Raw genomic sequence first — 24,924 nt, 5'->3', positions numbered from 1 at the left:
CTTGCGCCGATGGTACTGCAATGCAATGCGGGAGAGTAGGTAGCCGCCTCCTTTTATATTTTTTTTAGCCTCGATTACAATGTAATCGAGGCTTTTTCGTTATATATATGTATGATTTGGACAGACAGAATACGACAAGTTAAAATATTATTGGTTGTTGCAGCTGTGTTGATAGCTGTAGCTTCGCTTGTCGTATCCCATTTTCTGGTCAGAGACTTGGCCCAAGAAGAGCGTAGTAGGATGGAGGTTTGGGCTGAAGCTATGCGCTCGCTGAATATGGCCGATGAGAACACTGATTTGCAACTGGTGCTGAAGGTTATCAATGAAAACAATACAATTCCCGTTATTGTTCTTGATCCTAAAGGGAATGCGCAGTTGTTTAGAAATATCAAAGTGGATGGAACTGATTATAATGACAGTCTCGTTCATGCGGCTGTAGTTGGCAGACATCTTTTGGCGAAAGGTAAAAATATCAAGATTATGCTTAACGATTCTACGCATGACTACATACAAGTATGTTATGGTGAATCGGTCATGATCACTCGACTGGCAGCTTATCCTATGGTGCAATTAGGGGTGGTTCTGATTTTTGTCGTTGTCGCTATATTTGCTTTGCTTACGTCAAAGCGCGCAGAACAGAACAAGGTTTGGGTAGGCTTGTCGAAGGAAACTGCCCATCAGTTGGGTACGCCCATCTCCAGTTTGATGGCCTGGACAGAAATATTGAAGGAGACATATCCTAAGGACGATCTAATTCCCGAGATGGATAAGGATGTGAAACGACTGCAACTGATAGCCGACCGTTTTTCTAAAATCGGTTCTCAGCCTGAGCTTGTGCCTTCCAGTTTGAATCAGATTATGGATCATGTATGTGACTATATAGACCGTCGTACTTCGCAGTCTATAAAGATAATGAAGGAATTGCCGGTTCACGATCTGATTGTTACCATTAATGCCTCTTTGTTTGAATGGGTGATAGAAAACTTAGCCAAGAATGCTGTAGATGCGATGGGGGGAAAGGCCGGAGTCATCACGTTGCATGTTGAGGAGGAAGCAGGTAAGGCTGTTATTGAAGTTTCTGATACAGGAAAGGGTATAAAAAAGAAAGATATAGGTAATGTGTTTCGGCCAGGTTTTACTACCAAAAAGCGCGGATGGGGCTTAGGTTTGTCATTGGCCCGCCGAATAGTAGAAGAGTATCATCATGGTAAAATATGTGTAAAAAGTTCGGAAGTAGGTAAGGGAACCACTTTCAGAATTGAGTTAAAGCTATAATAACTGCTTAATATACTCTATTTTAGAGATTTTTTGAGAAAAAAATTACTCTATATCAAAAAAAAATCGTAACTTTGCAGCCCGAAAACAATATGTAGATATTGTATATATGTGTAGCATAGAGCAATTTAGAATAGATTTGAAAGCCTTGCCTCAGGGCGTAAGTACTTATCAGTACAGGCTCAATGATGAATATTTTAAGGCGATAGACGCTCCTGATGTTGAGAGAGGCGAGTTGTCGTGCTGTCTTTCCGTAGATAGAACGGAAGACTTTTTCGAACTCAATTTTCATACAGAAGGAGTGATACACATACCTTGCGACATTTGTTTGGATGATATGGATCAGTCCATAGAGACCGATAACAGGTTAGTCGTAAAATTCGGAGAAGACTACTCAGAAGATGATGACCTCGTGACTGTGGCCGAGAACGAAGGAATACTCGATGTCTCGTGGTTCATTTACGAATTTATAGCCCTCAATATTCCCATCAAGCACGTGCATGCACCTGGAAAATGCAACCCTGCTATGATTGAGATGCTGAAAGAGCATTCTGCCGCCCGAAGCGGTGAGGAGGATGAGGAAGTTGTAGATCCACGCTGGGCGGCACTCTTAAAACTAAAAAAGTAAAATTCAAAAAATTTAAAATTAAAAAATTATGGCACATCCTAAAAGAAGACAGTCAAAGACACGTACACTCAAGAGAAGAACTCATGATAAGGCAGTAGCTCCTACATTGGCAGTTTGTCCTAACTGCGGTGCTTACTATGTATATCACACAGTATGCCCAACTTGCGGTTACTACAGAGGCAAGGTTGCAATTGTTAAGGAAGCAGCTGAATAATGGGTAAAATTAATGCTGTTATAACAGGTGTCGGTGGCTATGTGCCAGATTATATCCTCAACAACGAGGAGTTGTCGCGCATGGTAGATACCAACGATGAATGGATTACCACTCGAGTTGGTATCAAGGAACGCCGCATCCTGACAGAGGAAGGTCTTGGAACCAGTTATTTGGCCCGTAAGGCTGCCAAGGAATTGATTCAGAAGACTGGAGTGGATCCTGATACAATCGATGCACTGATTGTAACTACCACAACACCAGATTACAAATTCCCTTCAACAGCATCTATCGTATTGGGCAAGTTGGGTTTGAAAAATGCATTTGCGTTTGATTTCTCGGCTGCTTGTTGTGGTTTCTTGTATACACTTGATGTTGCTGCAAGCATGATTCAGAGTGGTCGTTACAAGAAAATTATTGTGATAGGCGCAGACAAGATGTCTTCATTGGTCGACTATACCGACCGTGCTACTTGCGTACTCTTCGGTGACGGAGCAGGCGCAGTGCTTGTGGAGGCAACTGAGGAGGAGAATGTAGGTGTTCAGAACTCATATCTTCGTACTGATGGCAAGGGCTTGCCTTTCCTTCACATGAAGGCTGGTGGTTCTGTTTGTCCTCCTTCACGTTTTACTGTTGATCATCGCATGCATTACCTCTATCAGGAGGGTCGTACTGTGTTCCGTTACGCAGTGACAGACATGAGCAACGATGTGTTGAAGATTTTGGAGATGAATAATCTTACAGCAGATGACGTGAATTGGGTTATTCCACATGAGGCAAACCTCCGCATTATTGAGGCTGTTACCAAGCGTGCGGGTATTCCTTTGGAAAAAGTTGTTGTCAACATTGACCATTATGGCAATACCAGTGCTGCCACAATTCCTCTGGCACTTTGGGATGCTGAGAGCAAACTGAAAAAGGGGGATAATATTATCTTTACAGCATTCGGTGCAGGTTTTGTACATGGTGCTTCTTACTATAAGTGGGCTTACGATGGTGCTGCTTATGGTAAATAAGTTGAGATAAAGATATCCATATTTATATAAAAAACGCATCTTTCTTATATTATCATAAGGGATGCGTTTTTTTAGCTTAAAATCAATTAGCTTTAAAATCAAGTTATTATGCATAAAGCAGGTTTTGTAAACATCGTTGGAAATCCCAATGTTGGTAAAAGTACACTGATGAATCAGCTGGTGGGTGAACGTATCAGTATAGCCACTTTCAAGGCTCAGACCACTCGTCATCGTATCATGGGAATCGTGAATACTGATGATATGCAGATTGTTTTTTCAGACACTCCAGGTGTCTTGAAGCCTAATTACAAGATGCAGGAGATGATGCTTGCTTTCTCGGAGAGTGCTTTGGCTGATGCTGATATTCTGCTTTATGTGACCGATGTCATTGAGAATCCAGAAAAGAACATGGACTTCTTAGACAAGGTTAAAAAGATGAGCATTCCTGTTCTCTTGCTTATAAACAAGATTGACGAGAGCGATCAGACTAAGTTGGGAGATATTGTAGAGAAATGGCATGCATTGTTGCCCAATGCCGAAATCCTTCCCATTTCTGCCAAGAACAAGTTTGGTACTGATATGCTCTTGAAACGTATCAAGGAGTTGTTGCCCGAATCGCCTGCTTTCTTTGATAAGGACCAGCTCACTGACAAGCCAGCCAGGTTCTTTGTGTCCGAGATTATCAGAGAGAAGATTTTACTGTATTATAGTAAGGAGATTCCTTATTCTGTAGAGGTGCGTGTGGAGCGTTTTAAGGAAGAGGATGACCGCATCCGCATCAATGCGGTCATTTATGTAGAACGTGATTCTCAAAAGGGTATTATCATTGGGCATCAGGGTGTTGCCCTGAAGAAGGTGAATATGGAATCGCGCAAGTCATTGGAGAAATTCTTCAATAAGAAGATATTTCTCGAGACCTTCGTCAAGGTTGACAAGGATTGGCGCAGCTCTCAGAAAGAACTTGATGCCTTTGGATATAATCCAGAGTAGAAGATTTCTGGTGATGTTTTGGTAGTCAATAATGAGAGGATTGGAAAATTTGAGATTTCAATACAGTCTATAAAATTTTCTTCATCTCGAATTCTTGATTAAAACAAATATCTTGAAAAAAGAATATCTTGCTTTCTCCTGAATGTAATTGAGGGGATGACTCTTACCAAAAGGGTGAGGGCCGGAGCATGGTCAGCTTCGGGAAAGTATTAATTAGGATGCAGAGACCACATCCTGAAAGCCTCCTTAAGGAAGGAGAGAAATGACTATTATGGCAAATTTAGTAGCAATTGTAGGCCGTCCAAACGTGGGCAAGTCTACTTTATTTAATCGTTTGACTCAATCTCGTCGTGCTATTGTTAGCGATACTGCTGGCACTACTCGCGACCGTCAGTATGGCAAGTGTAGCTGGAATGGCAGAGAGTTCTCTGTTGTAGATACCGGTGGTTGGGTAGTGAAATCTGATGATATTTTCGAGGATGCTATCCGCAAGCAGGTATTGGTTGCAACAGAAGAGGCCGATTTGGTTCTCTTTCTTGTTGATGTGAATACGGGCCTTACAGATTGGGATGAGGACGTGGCTCTTATTTTGCGCCGTGCCAAATTGCCTGTTATCCTTGTTGCTAATAAGGTAGACAACAGTGCAGAATATTATGAAGCTGCCGAATTCTATAAGTTAGGTTTGGGCGACCCCCAGTGCATCAGTGCTGCAACAGGTGGAGGTACTGGTGACTTGCTCGACATGATATTGGATAAGTTGCAGGATAATCCTGAAGAAGCCATTGTGGAAGACATCCCTCGTTTCGCTGTGGTAGGTCGTCCTAATGCCGGCAAGAGCAGTATCATCAATGCCTTCATCGGTGAAGACAGAAATATTGTAACCGAAATCGCAGGAACAACCCGTGACAGTATCTATACCCGATACGATAAGTTTGGTTTCGACTTCTATTTGGTTGATACCGCTGGTATCCGTCGAAAGAATAAGGTGAGTGAAGACTTGGAGTTCTATTCAGTCATGCGCTCTATCCGTGCCATTGAGAACAGTGATGTGTGTATTCTGATGCTGGATGCTACCCGTGGTATAGAGACTCAGGATATGAATATCTTCCAGTTGATTCAGAAGAACAACAAGAGTTTGGTGGTTGTCGTCAACAAGTGGGACTTGGTTGAAAACAAAGACCAAAAGGTTATCACTACATTTGAGACAGCGATCCGCAACCGCATGGCTCCATTTGTAGATTTCCCTATTATCTTTGCATCGGCATTGACCAAACAGCGTATTTTTAAGGTGTTGGAAACTGCTAAGCAGGTTTATCAGAACCGAAAGGCTCACATCGGTACTTCCAAGCTGAACGAGGTGATGCTGCCTATCATCGAGGCTTACCCTCCACAGAGTGTGAAAGGCAAGTACATCAAGATCAAGTATTGCACTCAGTTGCCCAATACAACGATTCCTTCGTTTGTGTTCTATGCCAACTTGCCTCAGTATGTGAAGGAGAACTATCGCCGATTCTTGGAGAACAAGATACGTGAGAATTGGTCGCTTCATGGTTGTCCTATCAATATATTTATCCGTCAGAAGTAACGTTAGTCTACGGGTTATAAACATCGTAGTCGGGGCTTATTAAAGTAGAAATATAATAATGAAGAAAATCTTGTTTTTCCTACTCAGTGTCATGTTGTTATTCTCTTGTAAGGAGAAAGCACCGGATCCGGGCTATTATGCAGGAATAGCTGCCAAAGGCTATTACGATATGTTACTGGAAGGCAGATATGATGAATTTGTAGAAGGGCAGAATATGCCCCATCGTATTCCTGAAGGATATCGGCAGCAATTGGTTCTTAATGCCAAGATGTTCGTAGAGCAGCAGAAGAATGAGCATCGTGGAATGAAAGCCTTTCAGATACTTGATGCCAAGGCTGATACGGCTCATCATATAGCTGATGTCTATCTCTCTGTAACCTATGGCGACAGTACCAAGGAACAGATAGTTGTGCCTATGGTAGAGGTGGAGAAAAAATGGAAAATGAGATAGATGAAGAGCGGTATTCATGGATAGTTCAATGAACGGTGTTTCTGTCTGGCTTCCGGATGAATACGGTTCTAAATATATATATTGACTGTTATAAAAACGCAAGTATTTTCATTGCATGATGAAAGTACTTGCGTTTGTTTATGAAGGATACTTGCATTGACCATTGAAGCCTGTCTGTGTTTAAAATAAGCGTTGATATGCTTATAGCAAAGGTTTCGGCAATGCATTATGGAAAGCCTCATTATTGGGCTGTCTTTTCCTCTTCCATCTCAACTTTCTTAACTTTTCTGAACAGATCGGAAGCGAAGACCAGGTCGTTGAGCTTCTCGTTGGTAGAACTCATAATCTCGTCTTTGTTGCCTTGCCATTCTTTTTGTCCTTTGTAGATGAAACATATATTTTCACCAATACCCATCACTGAGTTCATGTCGTGAGTATTGATGATGGTTGTCATGTTGTAGTCTTTCGTGATTCCCGACAGGAGTTCATCAATTACCAAAGAGGTCTTGGGGTCAAGTCCTGAGTTGGGTTCATCGCAAAACAGATATTTAGGGTTCATCACGATGGCTCTTGCTATGGCCACACGTTTCTGCATACCTCCTGATATTTCTCCAGGAAACTTCTCCTGTGCTTCAATCAGGTTTACTCTGTCAAGACATTCCTGAGCTCTCTTTACACGTTCTCTATAGTTCATAGATGAAAACATGTCGAGTGGAAACATTACATTCTTGAGTACCGACAAGGAGTCGAAGAGGGCTGCACTTTGGAATATCATGCCCATCTCGCGTCGCATGGAAATCTTTTCCTTCTTCGACATTTCCACAAAGTTTCGACCGTCGTATAGGACTTGTCCGCTTGTCGGGGTCAGCAGACCTACGAGGTTTTTCATCAAGACAGTCTTTCCTGAACCACTCTGTCCGATGATAAGATTGGTCTTTCCTGTCTCAAAAACCATATTTATTTTGTCGAGCACAGTCTTGTCGCCGAATGTTTTTGTCAAGTCTTTAACTTCTATCATAGTTTATGAAAGTATTTGTGTGAGGAAAACGTCAGAGAAAAGAATCAGTACGCTGGAACATACTACGGCATCAGTCGAAGCTTTTCCTACCTCGACCGATCCTCCTTCCACCGTATAGCCGAAGTAAGAGGAAACACTGGAGATGATAAATGCAAAGAAGAGGCTCTTCACGATACTCATCCATACAAACCACTGGTTGAAAGCATGCTGCAATCCCAAAGTCAGGTCGTCAGGCGAAAGAATATGTCCTATGAATGCTGTTCCGTAGGCACCGATGATACCCATCGCAGAGCTGAAGATGACAAGGAAAGGCATGATGGTAACCAGTCCTAAAATCTTTGGCAATACCAAGTAGCAAGCCGAATTGACACCCATGATGTCGAGGGCGTCAATTTGCTGGGTAACACGCATCGTGCCTAATTCTGATGCGATATTGGAGCCCACCTTTCCTGCCAATATCAAACACATGATACTGGAAGAGAACTCCAGGAGCATGATCTCGCGTGTGGTATAACCCGAAACCCATCGTGGCATCCATGGACTTTGGATATTGAGCTTCATCTGAATACAGATGACAGCACCGATAAAGAAAGATATCAGCAGGACGATTCCTATGGAGTCGACACCCAGTTGAGACATTTCCTTCACGTACTGCTTCAGAAACATACGCATGCGTTCAGGACGTGAGAACGACCTGCCCATGAGAATGAGATATTTACCGAAGGTGGTAAGCCATTTTGATATTAGCATGTCAATAATTCTTCGTTTTATGATGCAAAAGTAACCAAAATCCTCTAAAAAACTGCAATATTCAGAATAGTTTTTGATTTTATAAGTGATATTTGCTCGTTTTTTAGTATTTTTGCACCAAAAATGTGGAGAATATATTCTCTCACCTTTCAAACATTGTATATATTATGGATGAAATTCAAAAAACTGCATCACAGGTGGATACCGACAAGCACATGGTTTTGCGAACCGAAGGCTTGGTAAAGCGCTATGGTAAGCGAACTGTTGCCAATGGAGTAACCATCAACGTAAAGCAAGGTGAGATTGTGGGTTTGCTCGGTCCTAATGGTGCGGGCAAGACCACCTCTTTCTATATGACGACAGGATTGGTAGTGCCCAATGCAGGTCATGTGTATTTGGACGATCAGGATATCACTGGTTATCCTGTGTACAAGCGTGCCCGTGCCGGAATCGGTTATTTGCCACAGGAAGCCAGCGTTTTTCGCAAGATGAGTGTGGAGGATAATATCTTGTCGGTCTTGGAGATGACAGGCAAGCCACGCGAGTACCAGATGGAGAAACTGGAAAGCCTTATCAATGATTTCGATCTGCAGAAGGTTCGCAAGAACTTGGGTGACCAGTTGTCGGGAGGTGAGCGCCGTAGGACGGAGATTGCCCGTTGTCTTGCCAACGATCCAAAGTTTATCATGCTCGATGAGCCTTTTGCCGGTGTCGACCCTATCCAGGTAGAAGAGATACAGAATATTGTCTGGCGCCTGAAATACCGCAATATTGGTATTCTTATCACCGACCATAATGTAGATGAGACGTTGGCTATTACCGACCGTGCCTATTTGCTCTTCGAAGGCCGTATTCTTTTCCAGGGCTCACCTGAGGAATTGGCAGAAAACAAGATCGTAAAAGAGAAATACCTCACTACAGGATTTGTGCTCAGAAAGAAAGATTTCCAGCTATCGGATGAGCAGAAAAGAGCCGAAGAAGGCAAGTAAGATGGTTAAAAAAACAAATTTTTCTTTTATATATTAGGTATATTCAACAAATATGAGTACTTTTGCAAGCCAATGTGAATAAAAGAGAAAATAATTAATAATATAAAAACAAAACATCAAGATGAAAATTTCATTTGAAAATCCTGACAAGATCAATGGTCTTTTGACTATCGTTGTCGAAGAAGAGGATTACAAGAATGATGTCGAGAAGACATTGAAGGACTATCGTAAGAAAGCAAATGTTCCTGGATTCCGTCCTGGTCAGGCTCCAATGGGAATGATCAAGCGTCAGTTTGGTCCTTCAGTTAAGATGGAAGCTGTCAACAAGATTATCGGCCAGCAGATCTACAAGTATGTTCAGGACAATAAGATCCAGATGCTTGGCGAGCCTCTTGCTTCTGAGAAGCAGGCTCCTGTAGATATCGAGAAGGACGGTCCTTACACCTTTATGTTTGACATAGCAGTGGCTCCTGAGATGAAGGTGTCTCTCACTGGTCGCGACAAGGTGGATTACTACAAAATCGTTGTTGACGACAAGACTATCGACCAGCAGGTAGATATGTTGGCATCTCGTTCTGGTAGCTATGAGAAGGCAGAGAACTACGAGGGCAATGATATGCTCAAGGGTGATTTGCGTGAGCTTGACGAGAATGGCAACACTAAGGAAGGCGGTATTACAGTTGAGAGCGCTGTCCTGATGCCAAGCTATATCAAGGTAGACGACCAGAAGAAGTTGTTTGATGGTGCTAAGTTGGGCGACATCATCACTTTCAATCCACGCAAGGCTTATCCAGACAATGATACTGAGGTTTCTCAGCTCTTGAAGATAGAGCGTGATGCTGTGAAGGACATGGAGTCTGAGTTCAGCTATCAGATTACCGAGATTCAGCGCTTCAAGAAGCACGAGGTAAACGAGGAGCTTTTCAAGCAGGTATTCGGTGAGGATACTGACGTGAAGGACGAGGCTGCTTTCCGTGCTAAGATAGCAGAGGGCCTGAACGAACAGCTCGTTAACGATTCTGACTTCAAGTTCCTTCTTGATGTTCGTGCTCACTGCGAGAAGAAGGTTGGCAAGTTGGAGTACCCAGACGCTTTGTTGAAGCGCATCATGTTGGCCAACAACAAGGACAAGGGTGAGGACTTCGTAGAGAAGAACTACGAGATGAGCATCAAGGAGTTGACTTGGCACCTCATCAAGGAGCAGCTCGTCAGCGCTCAGAATATCAAGATCGAGGATGCTGATATCAAGGAGACAGCCAAGGAGGCTGCTCGCGCACAGTTCGCTCAGTATGGTATGACCAATATTCCTGAGGAGTATATTGAGAACTATGCTAACGAAATTCTCAAGAAGGGTGACAGCACCGAGGCGCTTGTTGACCGTGCAGTAGACCGTAAGTTGGCAGCCGCTCTTAAGGGCGTTGTTAAGCTCAACGAAAAGGAGATTTCTGTAGAGGATTTCAATAAGATGATGCAGGGCTAATATTTTTTTTTGAAAAAAAACTTCAAATAAATACGAGGTTATCGACTTTTTTTATTATCTTTGTTCCACGGAACGAGAAATAGAGGTCGATAACCTCTCTTTTTGTCTTATTTTGAATAGAAAAAATAGATAATATGAACGATTTTAGAAAGTATGCTACGCAGCATTTAGGTATGAGCGGAATGGTGCTTGACGATGTAGTGAAGGCACAGGCTCGTTATATGAATCCTTACATCTTGGAGGAACGTCAGCTGAATGTGACTCAGATGGATGTTTTCTCAAGATTGATGATGGACCGTGTGATCTTCTTGGGCACCGAGATTGATGACTATACAGCCAACACCCTGCAGGCTCAGCTGCTTTATCTTGACTCTGTAGACAGTGGCAAGGATATTTCTATTTATATCAACAGCCCTGGCGGAAGTGTTACGGCAGGTCTTGGCATATACGACACCATGCAGTTTATCTCCAGCGATGTGTCTACCATCTGTACTGGTATGGCAGCGTCTATGGGTGCCGTTCTTTTGGTGGCTGGTCAGGAAGGCAAGCGCTCAGCTTTGCCTCATAGTCGTGTGATGATTCATCAGCCACTGGGTGGCGTACAGGGTCAGGCTTCTGATATTGAGATCGAGGCCAAGGAGATTCAGAAATTCAAGAAAGAACTTTATACCATTATATCTAATCATTCACACACTCCATACGAGAAGGTTTGGGCAGACAGTGACCGTAACTATTGGATGACGGCAGAAGAGGCCAAGGAGTATGGTATGATAGATGCAGTGTTGACCCGTAAAAAAGGAGTAGAAGAATAATGCCAAAGAATGTATGTAGCTTTTGCGGAAGAAGTGAGAGCGAAGTGAAGTTGCTGATAACAGGCATCAAGGGCTATATCTGCGAGAATTGTGCCAAGCAGGCATACGATATCGTGTTGTCTTCAGGCGTTTTAAACGATAAGAAGAATGATAAGTTCGCATTGAAGCAGGTGCCTAAGCCTGTAGAGATCAAGCAATATCTGGATCAGTATATTATCGGACAGGATGGCGCCAAGCGCTCCCTTGCCGTGGCGGTGTACAATCACTATAAGCGTTTGCAGCAGACAGTGGACGACGGAGGTGTGGAAATAGAGAAGAGCAACATCATCATGGTGGGCAGCACCGGAACGGGAAAGACTCTTTTGGCCCGTACAATCGCCAAACTGTTGGATGTGCCTTTCACTATTGTTGATGCTACGGTATTTACCGAGGCTGGTTATGTGGGCGAAGATGTGGAAAGTATTCTGAGCCGTCTGCTCCAGGTGGCCGACTATGATGTGGCAGCTGCAGAAAAAGGTATCGTGTTTATTGACGAGATAGACAAGATTGCCCGCAAGAGCGACAATCCTTCTATCACCCGCGATGTGAGCGGTGAGGGAGTACAGCAGGGCTTGCTCAAGTTGCTGGAAGGCACGATGGTAAATGTACCGCCAAAGGGAGGCCGTAAGCATCCTGACCAGGATTATATTCACGTTGATACCAAGAATATTCTCTTTATCTGCGGTGGTGCATTCGACGGTATAGAGCGAAAGATAGCGCAGCGCCTCAATACGCATGTGGTAGGTTTCAATTCTGTGCAGAATGTCAGCAAGATAGACAAGACCGACCTGATGAAATATATCCTTCCACAGGACCTGAAATCTTTCGGACTGATTCCCGAGATCATCGGTCGTCTGCCTGTACTTACCTATCTGAATCCTTTGGATAGGGAAGCCTTGCGCAAGATATTGGTAGAGCCCAAGAACTCTATCATCAAACAGTATGTCAAGTTGCTCGAGATGGATGGCATCAAATTGGACTTCGACCAGGAGGCTCTCGACTATATGGTAGACAAGGCTGTGGAGTACAAACTTGGTGCCCGAGGCCTGCGCTCTATCGTAGAGGCGGTCATGATGGATGCTATGTTTGATGTCCCATCCCAGAAGATTACTACTTTCACTGTGACATTGGACTATGCCAAGCTGCAGTTGGAGAAAACCAATCTGCAGCAGATGGAGAGTGCTTAAGATGAGCTTGTTACCATGCTTGCTCAATGACTTTTACCGATACAAGTACACATTATATATATTAAATAGGTGGATATGACGGAACAGATGAATCTTACGGAACAGTTGAAACACTATTTCGGCTTTGACTCTTTTAAAGGCGACCAGGAATCGATTATTAAAAATCTGATGAGTGGTAATGATACATTTGTGTTGATGCCTACAGGTGGAGGAAAAAGCTTGTGCTATCAGTTGCCGTCCTTAATCATGGAGGGAACAGCTATTGTTGTTTCTCCATTGATTGCCCTGATGAAAAATCAGGTGGATGTTATCAATGGTCTTAGCGAGGAGGATGGTGTGGCCCATTATCTCAACTCCTCTCTAAATAAGTCGGCTATAGAGAAAGTGAAGAGCGATATTCTCTCTGGCAAGACCAAGTTGCTGTATGTGGCACCAGAGTCGTTGACCAAGGAGGACAATGTGGACTTTCTGAAAGACGTGAAGATTTCGTTCTATGCCATTGATGAGGCTCACTGTATTTCTGAGTGGGGACATGATTTCCGTCCGGAGTACCGTCGTATCCGCCCCATTATCAACGAAATCGGTAATGCGCCCGTCATAGCCTTGACCGCCACAGCTACGGACAAGGTTAGAACAGATATCAAGAAAAGCTTAGGCATCATGGATGCCAAAGAGTTCAAGAGTTCTTTCAATCGCCCCAATCTGTATTATGAGGTACGTCCCAAGACCAATGAGATAGACAAGCAGATCATCATGTTCATCCGTCAGCATGCCGGCAAGAGTGGTATTATCTATTGTCTTTCTCGAAAGAAGGTGGAGGAGTTGGCCGAAGTCTTGAAGGCCAATGAAATCAAGGCGGCACCTTATCATGCGGGCTTGGATTCGGCAACCCGTTCGCAGACTCAAGATGATTTCCTGATGGAGCGAATAGATGTCATAGTGGCAACGATAGCTTTTGGTATGGGTATCGACAAGCCTGATGTGCGCTTTGTCATCCATTATGACATTCCAAAGAGTCTGGAAGGCTATTATCAGGAGACTGGCCGTGCCGGTCGTGATGGTGGCGAGGGCATCTGTATTGCTTTCTATGCTCGTAAAGACCTGAAGAAATTAGAAAAATTTATGGAGAACAAGCCTGTGGCAGAACAGGATATCGGTCGACAGCTTCTGCAGGAAACGGCAGCTTATGCCGAGTCGTCAGTATGCCGTCGCAAGATGTTGCTCCATTATTTCGGTGAAGAATACCAGGAGGAAAACTGCCACAACTGTGACAACTGCCTGCACCCTACGACAAAGATAGAGGCTAAGGACGAGCTGGTGGTTATATTAAGAGCGGTGGCAGCCGTCAAAGAGAACTTCCGTCAGGAATATATTATAGATTTTGTGAAGGGAAGGGCTACCGATGACATCGTGTCGCACAAGCACAACGAGTTGGAGGCTTTTGGTGCCGGTGAGGACATGGACAGCAAGATGTGGAATCCTGTTATCCGTCAGGCATTGATAGCTGGATATCTTAAAAAAGATGTCGAGAACTATGGCTTGCTGAAACTGACTGCAGCAGGCAAGCGTTTTATCAAGAACCCTGAGTCATTCATGATAGTGGAAGACAAGGTGTTCAAGGATGATTATGGACTGGAGAGTCACAGCGCAGGCAGTGAGGCTCTCGATCCAGAGTTGTTTGCCATGCTCAAGGACTTGCGTTCTGATATGTCTAAGAAGCACAAACTTCCGCCTTATGTCGTGTTCCAGGATGTCTCCTTGGAACAGATGGCAACCATGTATCCTGTTGATTTGCAGGAGTTGCAGAACATCCAGGGTGTAGGTGCCGGCAAGGCAAAGCGCTATGGCAAGGAGTTCTGTGCCCTTATCAAGAAATATTGTGAGGAAAACGATATCGAGCGTCCCGAAGAGTTGCGTGTTCGTACCGTGGCAAAGAAATCCATGCTGAAGGTTAGTATCATTCAGAGTATCGACCGACAGATAGCACTCGATGACCTTGCTGAGGCAAAGGGACTTGATTTCGATGATCTCTTGGATGAAATAGAGGCTATCGTCTATAGCGGAACCAAGTTGAACATAGATTATTTCATAGAAGAAGTCATCGATGATGAGCATGTTGACGACATTTATGACTATTTCATGGAGAGCGATACCGATGACTTGGATACAGCGCAAAATGAATTGGGTGAGGACTATTCAGAAGACGAAATCAGGTTGGTTAGAATTAAGTTCTTGTCCGAACAGGCCAACTAAGTGACGGTAAATAATAACTTGGTACGATTTAAATATCTCAAAAATATGAGGCTCAAATCATACCAATTTATTTTTCACCGTCACTAATCACGTTAAATAGCATTAATAAGGAGTGAAATTCGTGAAAAAAGGGCAAAATATGAAATATTATTGCTAAATTTGCACGCAATAAATTTTTAAAGGTTACAATATGTCATCATTTGTTGCAGATAAAATTGTAATGGACGGCCTCACTTACGACGACGTCCTTCTTATCCCTGCTTATTCAGAGGTACTGCCTAAAGAGGTAGAGTTGAAAACCAAGTTCTCTCGTAATATCGAGTTGAACGTTCCATTCGTAACAGCCGCTATGGATACTGTTACCGAGGCGTCTATGGCCATAGCCATAGCTCGTGAGGGAGGTATCGGTGTTATCCACAAGAACATGTCTATTGAGGAGCAAGCACGCCAGGTGGCCATTGTAAAGCGTGCCGAGAATGGAATGATTTACGATCCAGTCACTATTCGTCGCGGAAGCACAGTGCAGGATGCTCTTGATATGATGCATGACTATCATATTGGTGGTATTCCTGTTGTTGATGACGAAAACCATCTGGTTGGTATTGTAACAAATCGTGACTTGCGTTTCGAGCGTCATCTCGACAAGAAGATAGACGAGGTGATGACTTCTGAGAATCTTGTTACTACCCATCAGCAGACCGACTTGGCAGCAGCTGCTCAGATTCTTCAGGAAAACAAGATCGAGAAACTTCCTGTTGTGGATAATGCAAACCATCTTGTAGGTTTGATTACTTATAAGGATATCACAAAGGCTAAGGATAAGCCAATGGCATGCAAGGACGAGAAAGGTCGTCTGCGTGTTGCGGCTGGAGTTGGTGTTACTGTCGATACTCTCGACAGAGCCAAGGCTTTGGTTGAGGCTGGTGCCGATGCTATCGTTATTGATACTGCTCACGGACATTCCAAGGGCGTTATTGAGAAGTTGCATGCAGTAAAGGCAGCCTTCCCTCAGGTAGATGTTGTTGTCGGTAATGTGGCAACAGGTGAGGCTGCTAAATACTTGGTAGACAATGGCGCTGATGGCGTAAAGGTAGGTATCGGTCCTGGTTCTATCTGTACAACTCGTGTGGTTGCCGGTGTGGGTGTTCCACAGTTGAGCGCTGTCTATGATGTTTACTCAGCCTTGAAGGGTACTGGCGTTCCATTGATTGCCGATGGTGGTTTGCGCTATTCTGGCGATATCGTTAAGGCTTTGGCTGCCGGTGGCAGTTGCGTCATGATTGGTTCGCTGGTTGCCGGTACTGAGGAGAGCCCTGGTGATACTATCATCTTCAATGGCCGTAAGTTCAAGAGCTATCGTGGTATGGGTTCTTTGGAGGCTATGGAGCAGAAGAATGGTTCTAAGGACCGTTACTTCCAGAGCGACACCAAGGATGTGAAGAAACTCGTACCGGAAGGTATCGCTGGTCGTGTACCTTACAAGGGAACTGTACAGGAGGTTATCTATCAGTTGATTGGTGGTTTGCGTTCTGGTATGGGCTATTGTGGCGCTGCGACAATTCAGAACTTGCACAATGCTAAGTTTACCCGCATTACCAATGCCGGTGTTCTGGAGAGTCATCCACACGACATTACCATTACCAGTGAGGCTCCAAACTACAGCCGTCCTGAATAATAATGAATTGAAAGAAATGAAAATAAATGCGCTTTTAGCAGCTATGCTCCTTTCGGGGAGCATAGCTTTTGCTCAGGTTGATCCTGTGATTATGACCATTAATGGAGCTCCTGTCACCCGTTCAGAATTCGAGTATTCTTACAATAAGAACAATTCAGAAGGAGTCATCGACAAGAAGACTGTCGGCGAGTATGTGGATTTGTTTGTCAACTATAAGCTGAAGGTACAGGCAGCCCTGGATGCCCGCCTCGACACCTTGAGCTCTTTCAAGAAAGAGTTCGCCACTTATCGTGACCAGCAGATTCGTCCATCTATGATTACCGAACAGGATGTCGAGAACGAAGCGCATCGTATCTATGAGGACACACGTCAGCGCATTGATGGAAATGGAGGAATGGTAAAGGTTTCTCATATTTTGCTGATGCTTGGTCAGAAAGCGACTCCTGCCGAGAATGCCAAGTTGAAGAGCCGTGCTGACTCTATTTATACGGTTTTGAAGAAGGGAGGCAACTTTGCTGAGTTGGCAAAGAAATTCTCTGACGACAAGAGTACGGCTGTCAAGGGTGGCGAACTGCCCTGGATCAGTAAAGGTCAGACTGTGAAGGCTTTTGAGGATGCAGCTTATTCGCTCAAAGTGGGTGAGATCAGCAAGCCTGTTCTTTCAGAGTTTGGTTACCATATTATTAAAAAGGAGGGAACACAGAATTTCTTCCCCTATGACTCGCTTAGGACGGATATCATTCGTTTTATTGACGCAAGAGGGATAAGGGAAAAAATTATCAACGACAAGTTGGACTCTCTTGCCAAGAGTATGCCCGCCGGTACAACAGCCGAGAACATTCTCGACAAGAAGGCAGAAGAACTGTCTGCCAAGGACAGTGATTTGAAGAACCTGATTCGCGAGTATCATGACGGCTTGCTGCTCTATGAAATCAGCAATCGTCTGGTATGGGAGAAGGCTTCCAAGGACGAGAAGGGTCAGGCAGCCTACTTTGCCAAGAACAAAAAACGATTCAAATGGAATGAGCCCCGATTCAAGGGAATTGCTTATCATGTAAAGGATGCGGCAGACGTTGAGGCTGTCAAGAAGAGCATCAAGGGTAAGGCTTTCTCTGAGTGGGCAGATATTCTGCGCAATACATTCAACAAGGATTCTGTGATTCGTATCCGTGTGGAGAAGGGTATTTTCAAGAAAGGCGACAATGCTGTCGTCGACAAGATGGTCTTCAAGAAAGATACCACTGTCAAGGCTTTGAAGGATTATCCCATTGATGCCACCTTCGGCAAAGTGCTGAAGAAAGCTCCTGAGGATTATACCGATGTCAAGTCACAGGTGATAGCCGACTATCAGGATATGTTGGAGAAAGAATGGGTGACAGCCCTGAGAAAGAAATATCCAGTAGTAGTCAACAAGGATGTATTGGCGACAGTCAACAAGCATTAATCAAACGAAAAACAAAGATACATGAAAATAGAGAATAAGATCGCTTTGGCTTTTGTTGCTCTGATGTTTATCATGGGCATGAGCGCAAATACCAACAGGGCTTCTCGCCTTGCTAAGGCGTATGTCATGGGCGATTCGGTTTCAGGCGATACTAACCAGGTGAAGGACGAGCCAGTCCTGAACGAGGGTAGTGTTGTGGATGAGGTGATCTGGGTAGTAGGCGACGAGCCTATCCTGAAGTCTGATGTCGAGGTAACCCGATTGCAGGGTGAGGCCGAAGGCATCAAGTATGCAGGCGATCCTGATTGCAGCATCCCCGAGCAGATAGCTGTACAGAAACTCTTCCTGCATCAGGCAGCCATCGACAGTATCGAGGTATCTGAGTCTGAGGTGATGGCTGGTATCGACGAGCAGATCAATTATTGGATCAATATGATTGGCTCACGCGAGAAGTTAGAGGAGTATCGCAAGCAGAGTGTCACCCAGATGCGTCAGCAGATGCACGATGATTTCAAAAACCGTCAGTTGATTCAGAAGATGAAGGAGAAACTGGTGAAGGATATAAAGGTTTCGCCAGCTCAGGTTCGTCGTTATTTCAACAATCTTCCTGCCGACAGTATTCCTTTTGTGCCAACAGAGGTAGAGGTGGAGATTCTTACCCAGCAACCAAGGATCCCTATGGAGGAAATCAATCGTGTCAAGGACGAGTTGCGCGAATACACCGACCGTGTCAACAAGGGCGAGACAACCTTCTCTACATTGGCTCGTCTGTATTCTGAAGATCCCGGCTCTGCCCGTATGGGAGGCGAGATGGACTATGTCGGTAGAGGTATGTTGGACCCTGCTTTTGCCAATGTGGCTTTCAATCTGACCGACCCCAAGAAGATTTCCAAGATTGTAGAGTCAGAATTCGGCTATCATATCATCCAGTTGATAGACAAGCGTGGCGACAAAATCAAGGTTCGCCATATTCTTCGCAAGCCTGTTGTTCCACAGGAGTCCATCGATAAGGCGATATTGCGTCTCGATTCTATCGGCGACGATATTCGCAGTGGAAAGTTCACTTTTGAGTCGGCTGTGTCTGTATTGTCAGACGACAAGGACACCAAGAACAACCGTGGTTTGATGGCCAATACCTCTCAGGCTGGTGTGCGTACATCCAAGTTCCAGATGAAGGAATTGCCCACCGAGATAGCCCGTATGGTTGATACAATGAAGGTGGGTGAGGTGTCTCGCTCATTCCAGATGATCAACAGCCGTGGCAAGACCACCTGTGCTCTGGTGAAACTGGTGAGCAGGGTAGAGGGTCATCGTGCCACCATTACCGAAGACTTCCAGGTGATGCAGGATGTAGTTCTGGCCAAGGAGCGTGAGAAGACCTTGCACGACTGGGTGGTAAGCAAGATAAAGAGTACTTATGTACGAATGAACGACCGATATAAGGATTGCAAATTTGAATATCAAGGTTGGGTTAAGTAATGACAGTAAAAAACATCATAAAGCGACATATCGACGGGCATAGAATCTTCTTTTTCTTGATTCTATGCCTGTTTGGACTATGTCTTGTCCAGGCCATGCAGGCTCCTAAGAAGCGTGCCAAGAAGCGCCCGCATGGCGACAGAGTTTACTTGCTTCATGCAGATGAGTTGCGATATGATATGTATGGCCCTCATCCCGATGCGCAGATCGTAAAGGGTAAGGTGTCATTCTCGCATCAGGGTGCTCATCTCACCTGCGACAGTGCTTATTTCTATGAAGGCTCCAATTCGGTGAAGGCTTTCGGACATGTTCATTTCCGTCAGGGTGATACACTGTCCTTGGTATGTGAGCGTGCCGAGTATGATGGTCAGATGCAGATGATGCGTGCCCGTAAGAATGTGGTGCTGCGCCATCGCCGACAGGTGTTGCGTACCGACAGTTTGGATTACGACCGTCTTTATGAAATGGCCAACTTCTTTGATGGAGGAACGCTTATCGACGGTAAGGACAAGTTGGTTTCCGACTGGGGCGAGTATCATACCCAGACACGCGAGGCTAAGTTTGTGTATAACGTGAAACTCCGTAGTGGCAAGGACTTGGTGACTACCGACACCTTATATTATGACGTGCCCAAGTCGAAGGCCCACATGGTAGGTCCTTCCAAAGTGATTTCCGGCAATAGTGTCGTCCATACCAAGGACGGTTATTACGACACCAAAACCAAGAGTGCCCAGTTGTATGGTCGCTCCACCTTGTCGGATAAGGACAAGACGATCACGGGCGACAGCCTGTATTATGTGAAGAATGGCTACAGTCGCGGTTATGGCAATGTGGTGTATGTGGACAAGAAGAACAAGAACTCTCTTACCTGCAACTACTTGCGTTACAACGAAAAGACAGGTTATGGCTTTGCCACCAAGAATCCCATTGCCATCGACTTTTCTCAGAAAGACACCATGTGGCTTCATTCCGACACCATGAAGATCTATACCTATCATATAGGTACAGATTCTGTATATCGCAAAATACATGCATTCCATAAGGTGCGTGCCTTCCGTCAGGATGTGCAGGCCGTGTGCGACTCCTTGGTCTACAACTCGCAGGATTCCTGCATGACGATGTATAAAGACCCTATCGCATGGAATGGCAATCGCCAGTTGTTGGGCGAGGTAATCCATGCCTATATGCGCGACTCAACCTTGCGTTTGGTTCATGTCGTAGGACAGGCCTTGTCGGTAGAGATGTTGCCCGACAGCGTTCACTATAACCAGATCACTTCCAAGGAGATGAAGGCTCATTTCCTCGATGGACAGATCCGTATGGCAGAGTCTATCGGCAATGTGCAGACCATTTATTATCCTGTGGATGATAAGGACAGTTCGCTGATGGGACTCAACTTCTTGGAGACTGACACGATGCGTATGTATATGTCGCCCCAGCGCCAGCTGGAGCATATATGGACCAATAAATTCACAAGTGTCATGTATCCTATGACGCAGATTCCTCCGACAAAGTACAAACTGCCCAATTTTGCCTGGTTCGATGATATTCGTCCCAAGGACAAGAACGACATCTTTGTTTGGCGAGGCAAGGCAAAGGGTACGGAGCTTAAGAACATCAAGCGCCATGAGGCACCTCTGCAGGTGTTGCCAAAAACAGCAGCCGTCAAAGAAAAGAAAGATGAAAAGGTAAACTGATATGATGTTGTTTCCTACCCGCAAACCACGTCAGTTCAGGTACACACCCCGATATTCCCGCCGCCAAGGCTTTGATTTCCATTCGGGGCGTCGTCCTGTGCGCAGGCAGCATGTCTTGCTGCTTGTCGTACTGTTGCTGTTGCTTCTTGCCTTCATGGTTTTACTTTAAAACAGAAAGAAAAGAATGAGTGATATAATTCAGCTTTTACCCGATTCCGTAGCCAACCAGATAGCAGCAGGCGAGGTGATACAGCGTCCTGCCTCTGTCATCAAGGAGTTGGTGGAGAATTCGGTTGATGCAGGTGCCACACGTATTGATGTGGCTGTAGTCGATGCCGGGCGTACAAGTATACTGGTGATAGATGATGGAAAGGGAATGTCGGAAACCGATGCCCGTCTGTCGTTTGAGCGTCATGCCACCTCCAAGATCCGCCAGGCCGACGACCTCTTCGATCTTCATACCATGGGCTTCCGTGGTGAGGCTTTGGCCTCTATAGCCGCAGTGGCTCAGGTTACCCTCAAGTCGCGTCTTGCCACAGAGGAGGTAGGTACGCAGCTTGTCATCTCAGGCTCTAAGATAGAGTCACAGGAGCCTTGTTCTTGTCCTCAGGGCAGCAGCTTCAGCATTAACAACTTATTCTATAATGTTCCTGCCCGCCGCAAGTTCCTGAAGTCAAACTCTACCGAGTTGAACAACATTCTTACAGCCTTCGAGCGCATCGTCTTGGTTAATCCGCAAATCACATTTACCCTGCAGAGCAATGGAACCGAGCTGATGAATCTTCGTGCCGCCAACATTCGCCAGCGTATCATCGACGTCTTTGGCAAGCGGCTGAATCAGGATCTGCTGCCTGTCAATGTAGACACTACGATGTGTAAGATAACAGGCTTTGTGGGAAAACCGGAGTCTGCGCGTAAGAAAGGTGCCCATCAGTTCTTCTTCGTCAACGACCGTTACATGAAGCACCCTTATTTCAACAAGGCAGTCATGACGGCTTTCGAGCGAATGGTTCCTCAGGGCGAACAGGTTCCTTATTTCCTTTACTTCACAGTGGCTCCCGGTGACATTGATGTGAACATACATCCCACGAAAACCGAGATCAAGTTTGAGAACGAACAGGCCATCTGGCAGATTCTCTCTGCTGCAGTCAAGGAGTCTCTGGGAATGTATAATGATGTGCCAACCATTGACTTTGATACAGAGGACAAGCCCGACATTCCGGTGTATAATCCTGAAATGTTTCCTAAGGCTACTGCCCCTAAGATAAGTGTCGATCCCAACTATAATCCCTTCAAGGCACATGCCGGCTCCGGATCTCGTCCGTCAGCATCTGTTGACCAGCGTTGGGAAGATCTCTATGAGGGATTGTCAGATACTCCGCAAGACGAGGAGCCCGATTTGTTTGAGTCTTTCCAGACCGAGGCGAGCGGCCAGACAAGCATCATTGCCGAGAAGTCGCCTACTCATTATCAATATAAGGGCAAGTATATTATGACGGCTGTAAAGTCGGGCTTGATGATTATCGACCAGCATCGTGCTCATGTTCGTGTACTCTATGAGCAGTATCTTGCCCAGTTGGCTGCTCACGAGAACCATTCTCAGAAGGTTCTGTTCCCGGAAGTGGTGCAGTTCCCCGCTTCTGACGATGTGATATTGAATAAGTTGCTGCCCCAGGTAAAGGCTTTCGGCTTTGAGTTGGAAGACTTGGGCAGGGGCAGTTATGCTGTCAATGCCGTACCAGCCGGACTTGATGGGCTGAACCCTGTGTCGTTGATTCGCGACATGGTGGAAGCTGCCAAGGAGAGTGGGGCTTCGGCGATAGACGAGATCAACAAGTCGTTGGCATTGTCCATGGCCCGTGCTGCGGCAATTCCTGTAGGTCAGGTTCTTGGCAACGACGAGATGGAGGGATTGGTCAATAACTTGTTTGGCTGTAGCAATGTCAATTACACGCCTGATGGCAAAAATGTGTTGTGTATTCTTCAACAGCGGGAAATCGAGCAACTCTTGGGATAAAAGTGCGAAAAAGCTAACAAATTTTGTTTTTTTTAGAGAAAAAGCTATTTTTTTTCAAAAAAAAAGGAAGAATTAAAAAAATATTATTAACTTTGCCCCTGTATTTCATAAAGTAGATTGTGATACAGTAAAAGAGTAGTAAATTTAAAGATATATTATATATTAGGAAGTTAAAATTTAATTGTTATGAAAAAGTTTTTAGCTGTACTGGCATTTGCTGGTCTTTCAATGAGCGGTTTCGCTCAGGATGCAACACCTACTCAGCAGTATAGTGTTGCTACAAACTCATTCTGGAGCAATTGGTTTATCGAGGCAGGTGCCGACTGGAATGCGTGGTATTCAGGTGAGGAACATGGTCAGAATTTTGCAACAAGTCCTTTCAAGAAGTTCCGTTCTAATGCAGGTGCTTCTGTAGCTGTAGGTAAGTGGTTTACTCCAGGCCTCGGTTTGCGTACAAAGGTTCAGGGTATCTGGGGCAAGCGCGTTTGGGATCCTGAGACAGAGACTAAGGGTAGCTTCAACAGATATTGGGTTGTTAACGAGCAGGTAATGTTCAACCTCAGCAACTTGCTTTTGGGCTATAACGAGAATCGTGTATGGAATGTGATTCCTTTCGCTGGTGGTGGCTTCGGTCGCACTATGACTCACAACCTTTATTCAATGGACCTCTGCGTTGGTCTTCAGTCTACATGGAAGGTAGCTAAGAAGGTGAACGTTTATCTTGAGGCAGGCTGGAATCGTTTCGAGTCTGATATCGATGGTGGTTGCAACGGCGGTGAGCGCGGTTGGGATTCTCACGACAACAACCTCTATGCTGAAATCGGTTTGACTTTCAAGCTTGGCAAGTCTACTTGGGACAAGACTCCAGATGTTGACGCTATCAACGCTCTTCATCAGTCAGAGCTCGATGCTCTCAATGCTAAGTTGAATGATGCCAATGCAGAGAACGACCGTCTGAAGGATCTCTTGGCTAACCAGAAGCCTGTTGAGACTGTAACTCCTAAGACTGTTAAGGAATTCGTTACAACTCCTGTATCTGTGTTCTTCGATATCAACAAGACAAACGTAGCTTCACAGTACGACCTCGTAAACGTACGTGCTTTGGCTAAGTATGCTATCGCCAACAACTCTAACTTGCTCGTTAGCGGTTATGCAGACAAGGCTACTGGTAATGAGCAGATTAACCAGAAGTTGTCTGAGGGTCGTGCAGAGACTGTTGCCGGTGAGTTGGTTAAGATGGGTGTCAAGAGAGCTAACATTACTACTAAGGGTAATGGTGGTGTTGACGATATGTCTCCTATCTCATTCAACCGTCGTGCTACCGTACAGGTTATCGAGTAATATCTATTGTTGAGCTGCATAGCTCGCATAGTAGAGAATATATGGGTGCTTCCTTTCTGGAAGCACCTTTTTTTGTTCTTTGCGAAATCCATTTGTCCCATTTCTGCAATTTTAATTCCGTTATAAAACGCAATAGGCTTCGATGGTCAACGCAATTGCTTTCATTGTCCATCGAAGCCTATTGCGTTGCCCCTCGAAGCCTATTGCGTTTTTTCCTTATGATAAGCATGTTCCTTCTGCTGTTTCATGATGCTTTGATGGAGTAACTAAGGCCGAAAACGCCTTTTTTGAAATAAAAATGAAAAAAGTTGCCGTAAAATTTGGTGGAAACAAAAAATGTTCGTACCTTTGCAACCGCTTACAAGAAGTAAGGGCGTTTAGCTCAGCTGGTTTAGAGCATCTGCCTTACAAGCAGAGGGTCGGCGGTTCGAATCCGTCAACGCCCACTAAGGGGTGTTTCCCTGTGGTTCCATTTTTGGACTGCAGGGATTTTTTTTGTCTCTATATAAGTTTTTCTTCTCTTGATTATTTGGGCTCACCCGATAAACCAGGGGGGATTAAGCATATAGCTTTGTAAGTCTGAAAAG

General features: G+C 44.9%; 21 protein-coding genes and 1 tRNA gene. 20 read left to right on the top strand and 2 right to left on the bottom strand.

The window, feature by feature from the left end; genetic code table 11:
- The first annotated feature begins 111 nt into the window (after positions 1-111).
- From F7D20_RS11070 to F7D20_RS11040, 7 genes are all read left to right on the top strand, one after another.
- Complete coding sequence (locus F7D20_RS11070; RefSeq protein WP_158464087.1) at positions 112-1,275, top strand: sensor histidine kinase; 1,164 nt, start codon at positions 112-114, stop codon at positions 1,273-1,275.
- Positions 1,276-1,384: 109 nt separating this feature from the next.
- Positions 1,385-1,903 (top strand): YceD family protein, encoded by a 519-nt coding sequence (locus tag F7D20_RS11065; RefSeq protein ID WP_022251462.1) that lies wholly within the window; start codon positions 1,385-1,387, stop codon positions 1,901-1,903.
- Between the two features lie 28 nt (positions 1,904-1,931).
- Entirely contained in the window at positions 1,932-2,117 is a 186-nt protein-coding gene (gene rpmF / locus F7D20_RS11060) for a 50S ribosomal protein L32 (RefSeq protein ID WP_006848356.1), read from the top strand.
- Complete coding sequence (locus F7D20_RS11055; RefSeq protein WP_022251463.1) at positions 2,117-3,130, top strand: beta-ketoacyl-ACP synthase III; 1,014 nt, start codon at positions 2,117-2,119, stop codon at positions 3,128-3,130. The genes rpmF and F7D20_RS11055 overlap by 1 nt, the downstream gene beginning before the upstream one ends.
- Before the next feature lie 108 nt (positions 3,131-3,238).
- Positions 3,239-4,120: a GTPase Era gene (era, locus tag F7D20_RS11050; protein ID WP_022251464.1), complete on the top strand. Its 882-nt coding sequence runs from the start codon at positions 3,239-3,241 to the stop codon at positions 4,118-4,120.
- Positions 4,121-4,391: 271 nt separating this feature from the next.
- Positions 4,392-5,705, top strand: coding sequence for a ribosome biogenesis GTPase Der (der, locus tag F7D20_RS11045; RefSeq protein ID WP_158464086.1), 1,314 nt, complete (start codon positions 4,392-4,394; stop codon positions 5,703-5,705).
- Between the two features lie 58 nt (positions 5,706-5,763).
- Positions 5,764-6,156 carry a hypothetical protein gene (locus F7D20_RS11040; protein WP_158464085.1) on the top strand — a complete coding sequence of 131 codons (393 nt, stop codon included), beginning with the start codon at positions 5,764-5,766 and terminating at the stop codon, positions 6,154-6,156.
- Between the two features lie 241 nt (positions 6,157-6,397).
- On the opposite strand, the gene F7D20_RS11035 is transcribed toward F7D20_RS11040, so the two are convergent.
- Complete coding sequence (locus F7D20_RS11035) at positions 6,398-7,174, bottom strand: ABC transporter ATP-binding protein (protein ID WP_158464084.1); 777 nt, start codon at positions 7,172-7,174, stop codon at positions 6,398-6,400.
- Positions 7,175-7,177: 3 nt separating this feature from the next.
- Entirely contained in the window at positions 7,178-7,924 is a 747-nt protein-coding gene (locus tag F7D20_RS11030) for an MlaE family ABC transporter permease (protein ID WP_158464083.1), read from the bottom strand.
- A gap of 167 nt (positions 7,925-8,091) precedes the next feature.
- Between F7D20_RS11030 and lptB the strand changes: the two genes are divergently transcribed.
- From lptB to F7D20_RS10965, 13 genes are all read left to right on the top strand, one after another.
- On the top strand, positions 8,092-8,913 hold the full coding sequence (lptB, locus tag F7D20_RS11025) for an LPS export ABC transporter ATP-binding protein (RefSeq protein ID WP_228114178.1): 822 nt from the start codon (positions 8,092-8,094) through the stop codon (positions 8,911-8,913).
- A 121-nt stretch (positions 8,914-9,034) separates the two neighbouring features.
- Entirely contained in the window at positions 9,035-10,393 is a 1,359-nt protein-coding gene (gene tig / locus F7D20_RS11020) for a trigger factor (RefSeq protein WP_158464082.1), read from the top strand.
- Positions 10,394-10,527: 134 nt separating this feature from the next.
- Positions 10,528-11,205 carry an ATP-dependent Clp endopeptidase proteolytic subunit ClpP gene (clpP, locus tag F7D20_RS11015; RefSeq protein ID WP_022251471.1) on the top strand — a complete coding sequence of 226 codons (678 nt, stop codon included), beginning with the start codon at positions 10,528-10,530 and terminating at the stop codon, positions 11,203-11,205.
- A complete protein-coding gene (gene clpX / locus F7D20_RS11010) occupies positions 11,205-12,431 on the top strand; it encodes an ATP-dependent Clp protease ATP-binding subunit ClpX (protein WP_158464081.1) in 1,227 nt (408 codons plus the stop codon). The genes clpP and clpX overlap by 1 nt, the downstream gene beginning before the upstream one ends.
- Before the next feature lie 75 nt (positions 12,432-12,506).
- Positions 12,507-14,684 (top strand): DNA helicase RecQ, encoded by a 2,178-nt coding sequence (gene recQ, locus F7D20_RS11005; RefSeq protein ID WP_022251473.1) that lies wholly within the window; start codon positions 12,507-12,509, stop codon positions 14,682-14,684.
- Between the two features lie 190 nt (positions 14,685-14,874).
- On the top strand, positions 14,875-16,359 hold the full coding sequence (gene guaB / locus F7D20_RS11000) for an IMP dehydrogenase (protein WP_158464080.1): 1,485 nt from the start codon (positions 14,875-14,877) through the stop codon (positions 16,357-16,359).
- A gap of 16 nt (positions 16,360-16,375) precedes the next feature.
- The gene (locus tag F7D20_RS10995) at positions 16,376-17,803 is read left to right on the top strand and encodes a peptidylprolyl isomerase (protein WP_158464079.1); all 1,428 of its coding nucleotides are present in this window, start codon (positions 16,376-16,378) and stop codon (positions 17,801-17,803) included.
- Positions 17,804-17,824: 21 nt separating this feature from the next.
- Positions 17,825-19,282 carry a peptidylprolyl isomerase gene (locus tag F7D20_RS10990; protein WP_158464078.1) on the top strand — a complete coding sequence of 486 codons (1,458 nt, stop codon included), beginning with the start codon at positions 17,825-17,827 and terminating at the stop codon, positions 19,280-19,282.
- On the top strand, positions 19,282-20,979 hold the full coding sequence (locus F7D20_RS10985; protein ID WP_158464077.1) for an OstA-like protein: 1,698 nt from the start codon (positions 19,282-19,284) through the stop codon (positions 20,977-20,979). Before F7D20_RS10990 ends, F7D20_RS10985 begins: the two co-directional genes overlap by 1 nt.
- Before the next feature lies 1 nt (position 20,980).
- The gene (locus F7D20_RS10980; protein WP_158464076.1) at positions 20,981-21,148 is read left to right on the top strand and encodes a hypothetical protein; all 168 of its coding nucleotides are present in this window, start codon (positions 20,981-20,983) and stop codon (positions 21,146-21,148) included.
- A 15-nt stretch (positions 21,149-21,163) separates the two neighbouring features.
- Positions 21,164-22,996 carry a DNA mismatch repair endonuclease MutL gene (gene mutL / locus F7D20_RS10975; RefSeq protein ID WP_158464075.1) on the top strand — a complete coding sequence of 611 codons (1,833 nt, stop codon included), beginning with the start codon at positions 21,164-21,166 and terminating at the stop codon, positions 22,994-22,996.
- 186 nt (positions 22,997-23,182) lie between these two features.
- Entirely contained in the window at positions 23,183-24,337 is a 1,155-nt protein-coding gene (locus F7D20_RS10970) for an OmpA family protein (RefSeq protein ID WP_158464074.1), read from the top strand.
- A 371-nt stretch (positions 24,338-24,708) separates the two neighbouring features.
- Positions 24,709-24,783, top strand: a tRNA-Val gene (locus F7D20_RS10965).
- Positions 24,784-24,924: the final 141 nt, after the last annotated feature.

This window comes from Segatella copri (assembly GCF_009495355.1).
Classification (GTDB): Bacteria; Bacteroidota; Bacteroidia; order Bacteroidales; family Bacteroidaceae; genus Prevotella.
This window is presented reverse-complemented; position numbering and strand designations above follow the sequence as displayed.

Bases quoted from the DNA above. Each gene is read 5' to 3' on its own strand.
- F7D20_RS10980 (WP_158464076.1), top strand. From the start codon at position 20,981: ATGATGTTGTTTCCTACCCGCAAACCACGTCAGTTCAGGTACACACCC.
- clpX (WP_158464081.1), top strand. From the start codon at position 11,205: ATGCCAAAGAATGTATGTAGCTTTTGCGGAAGAAGTGAGAGCGAAGTG.
- tig (WP_158464082.1), top strand. From the start codon at position 9,035: ATGAAAATTTCATTTGAAAATCCTGACAAGATCAATGGTCTTTTGACT.
- F7D20_RS10970 (WP_158464074.1), top strand. From the start codon at position 23,183: ATGAAAAAGTTTTTAGCTGTACTGGCATTTGCTGGTCTTTCAATGAGC.
- F7D20_RS11065 (WP_022251462.1), top strand. From the start codon at position 1,385: ATGTGTAGCATAGAGCAATTTAGAATAGATTTGAAAGCCTTGCCTCAG.
- rpmF (WP_006848356.1), top strand. From the start codon at position 1,932: ATGGCACATCCTAAAAGAAGACAGTCAAAGACACGTACACTCAAGAGA.
- F7D20_RS11055 (WP_022251463.1), top strand. From the start codon at position 2,117: ATGGGTAAAATTAATGCTGTTATAACAGGTGTCGGTGGCTATGTGCCA.
- F7D20_RS10995 (WP_158464079.1), top strand. From the start codon at position 16,376: ATGAAAATAAATGCGCTTTTAGCAGCTATGCTCCTTTCGGGGAGCATA.
- F7D20_RS11040 (WP_158464085.1), top strand. From the start codon at position 5,764: ATGAAGAAAATCTTGTTTTTCCTACTCAGTGTCATGTTGTTATTCTCT.
- F7D20_RS11070 (WP_158464087.1), top strand. From the start codon at position 112: ATGATTTGGACAGACAGAATACGACAAGTTAAAATATTATTGGTTGTT.
- recQ (WP_022251473.1), top strand. From the start codon at position 12,507: ATGACGGAACAGATGAATCTTACGGAACAGTTGAAACACTATTTCGGC.
- lptB (WP_228114178.1), top strand. From the start codon at position 8,092: ATGGATGAAATTCAAAAAACTGCATCACAGGTGGATACCGACAAGCAC.
- F7D20_RS11035 (WP_158464084.1), bottom strand. From the start codon at position 7,174: ATGATAGAAGTTAAAGACTTGACAAAAACATTCGGCGACAAGACTGTG.
- mutL (WP_158464075.1), top strand. From the start codon at position 21,164: ATGAGTGATATAATTCAGCTTTTACCCGATTCCGTAGCCAACCAGATA.
- guaB (WP_158464080.1), top strand. From the start codon at position 14,875: ATGTCATCATTTGTTGCAGATAAAATTGTAATGGACGGCCTCACTTAC.
- F7D20_RS10990 (WP_158464078.1), top strand. From the start codon at position 17,825: ATGAAAATAGAGAATAAGATCGCTTTGGCTTTTGTTGCTCTGATGTTT.
- der (WP_158464086.1), top strand. From the start codon at position 4,392: ATGGCAAATTTAGTAGCAATTGTAGGCCGTCCAAACGTGGGCAAGTCT.
- F7D20_RS11030 (WP_158464083.1), bottom strand. From the start codon at position 7,924: ATGCTAATATCAAAATGGCTTACCACCTTCGGTAAATATCTCATTCTC.
- clpP (WP_022251471.1), top strand. From the start codon at position 10,528: ATGAACGATTTTAGAAAGTATGCTACGCAGCATTTAGGTATGAGCGGA.
- era (WP_022251464.1), top strand. From the start codon at position 3,239: ATGCATAAAGCAGGTTTTGTAAACATCGTTGGAAATCCCAATGTTGGT.
- F7D20_RS10985 (WP_158464077.1), top strand. From the start codon at position 19,282: ATGACAGTAAAAAACATCATAAAGCGACATATCGACGGGCATAGAATC.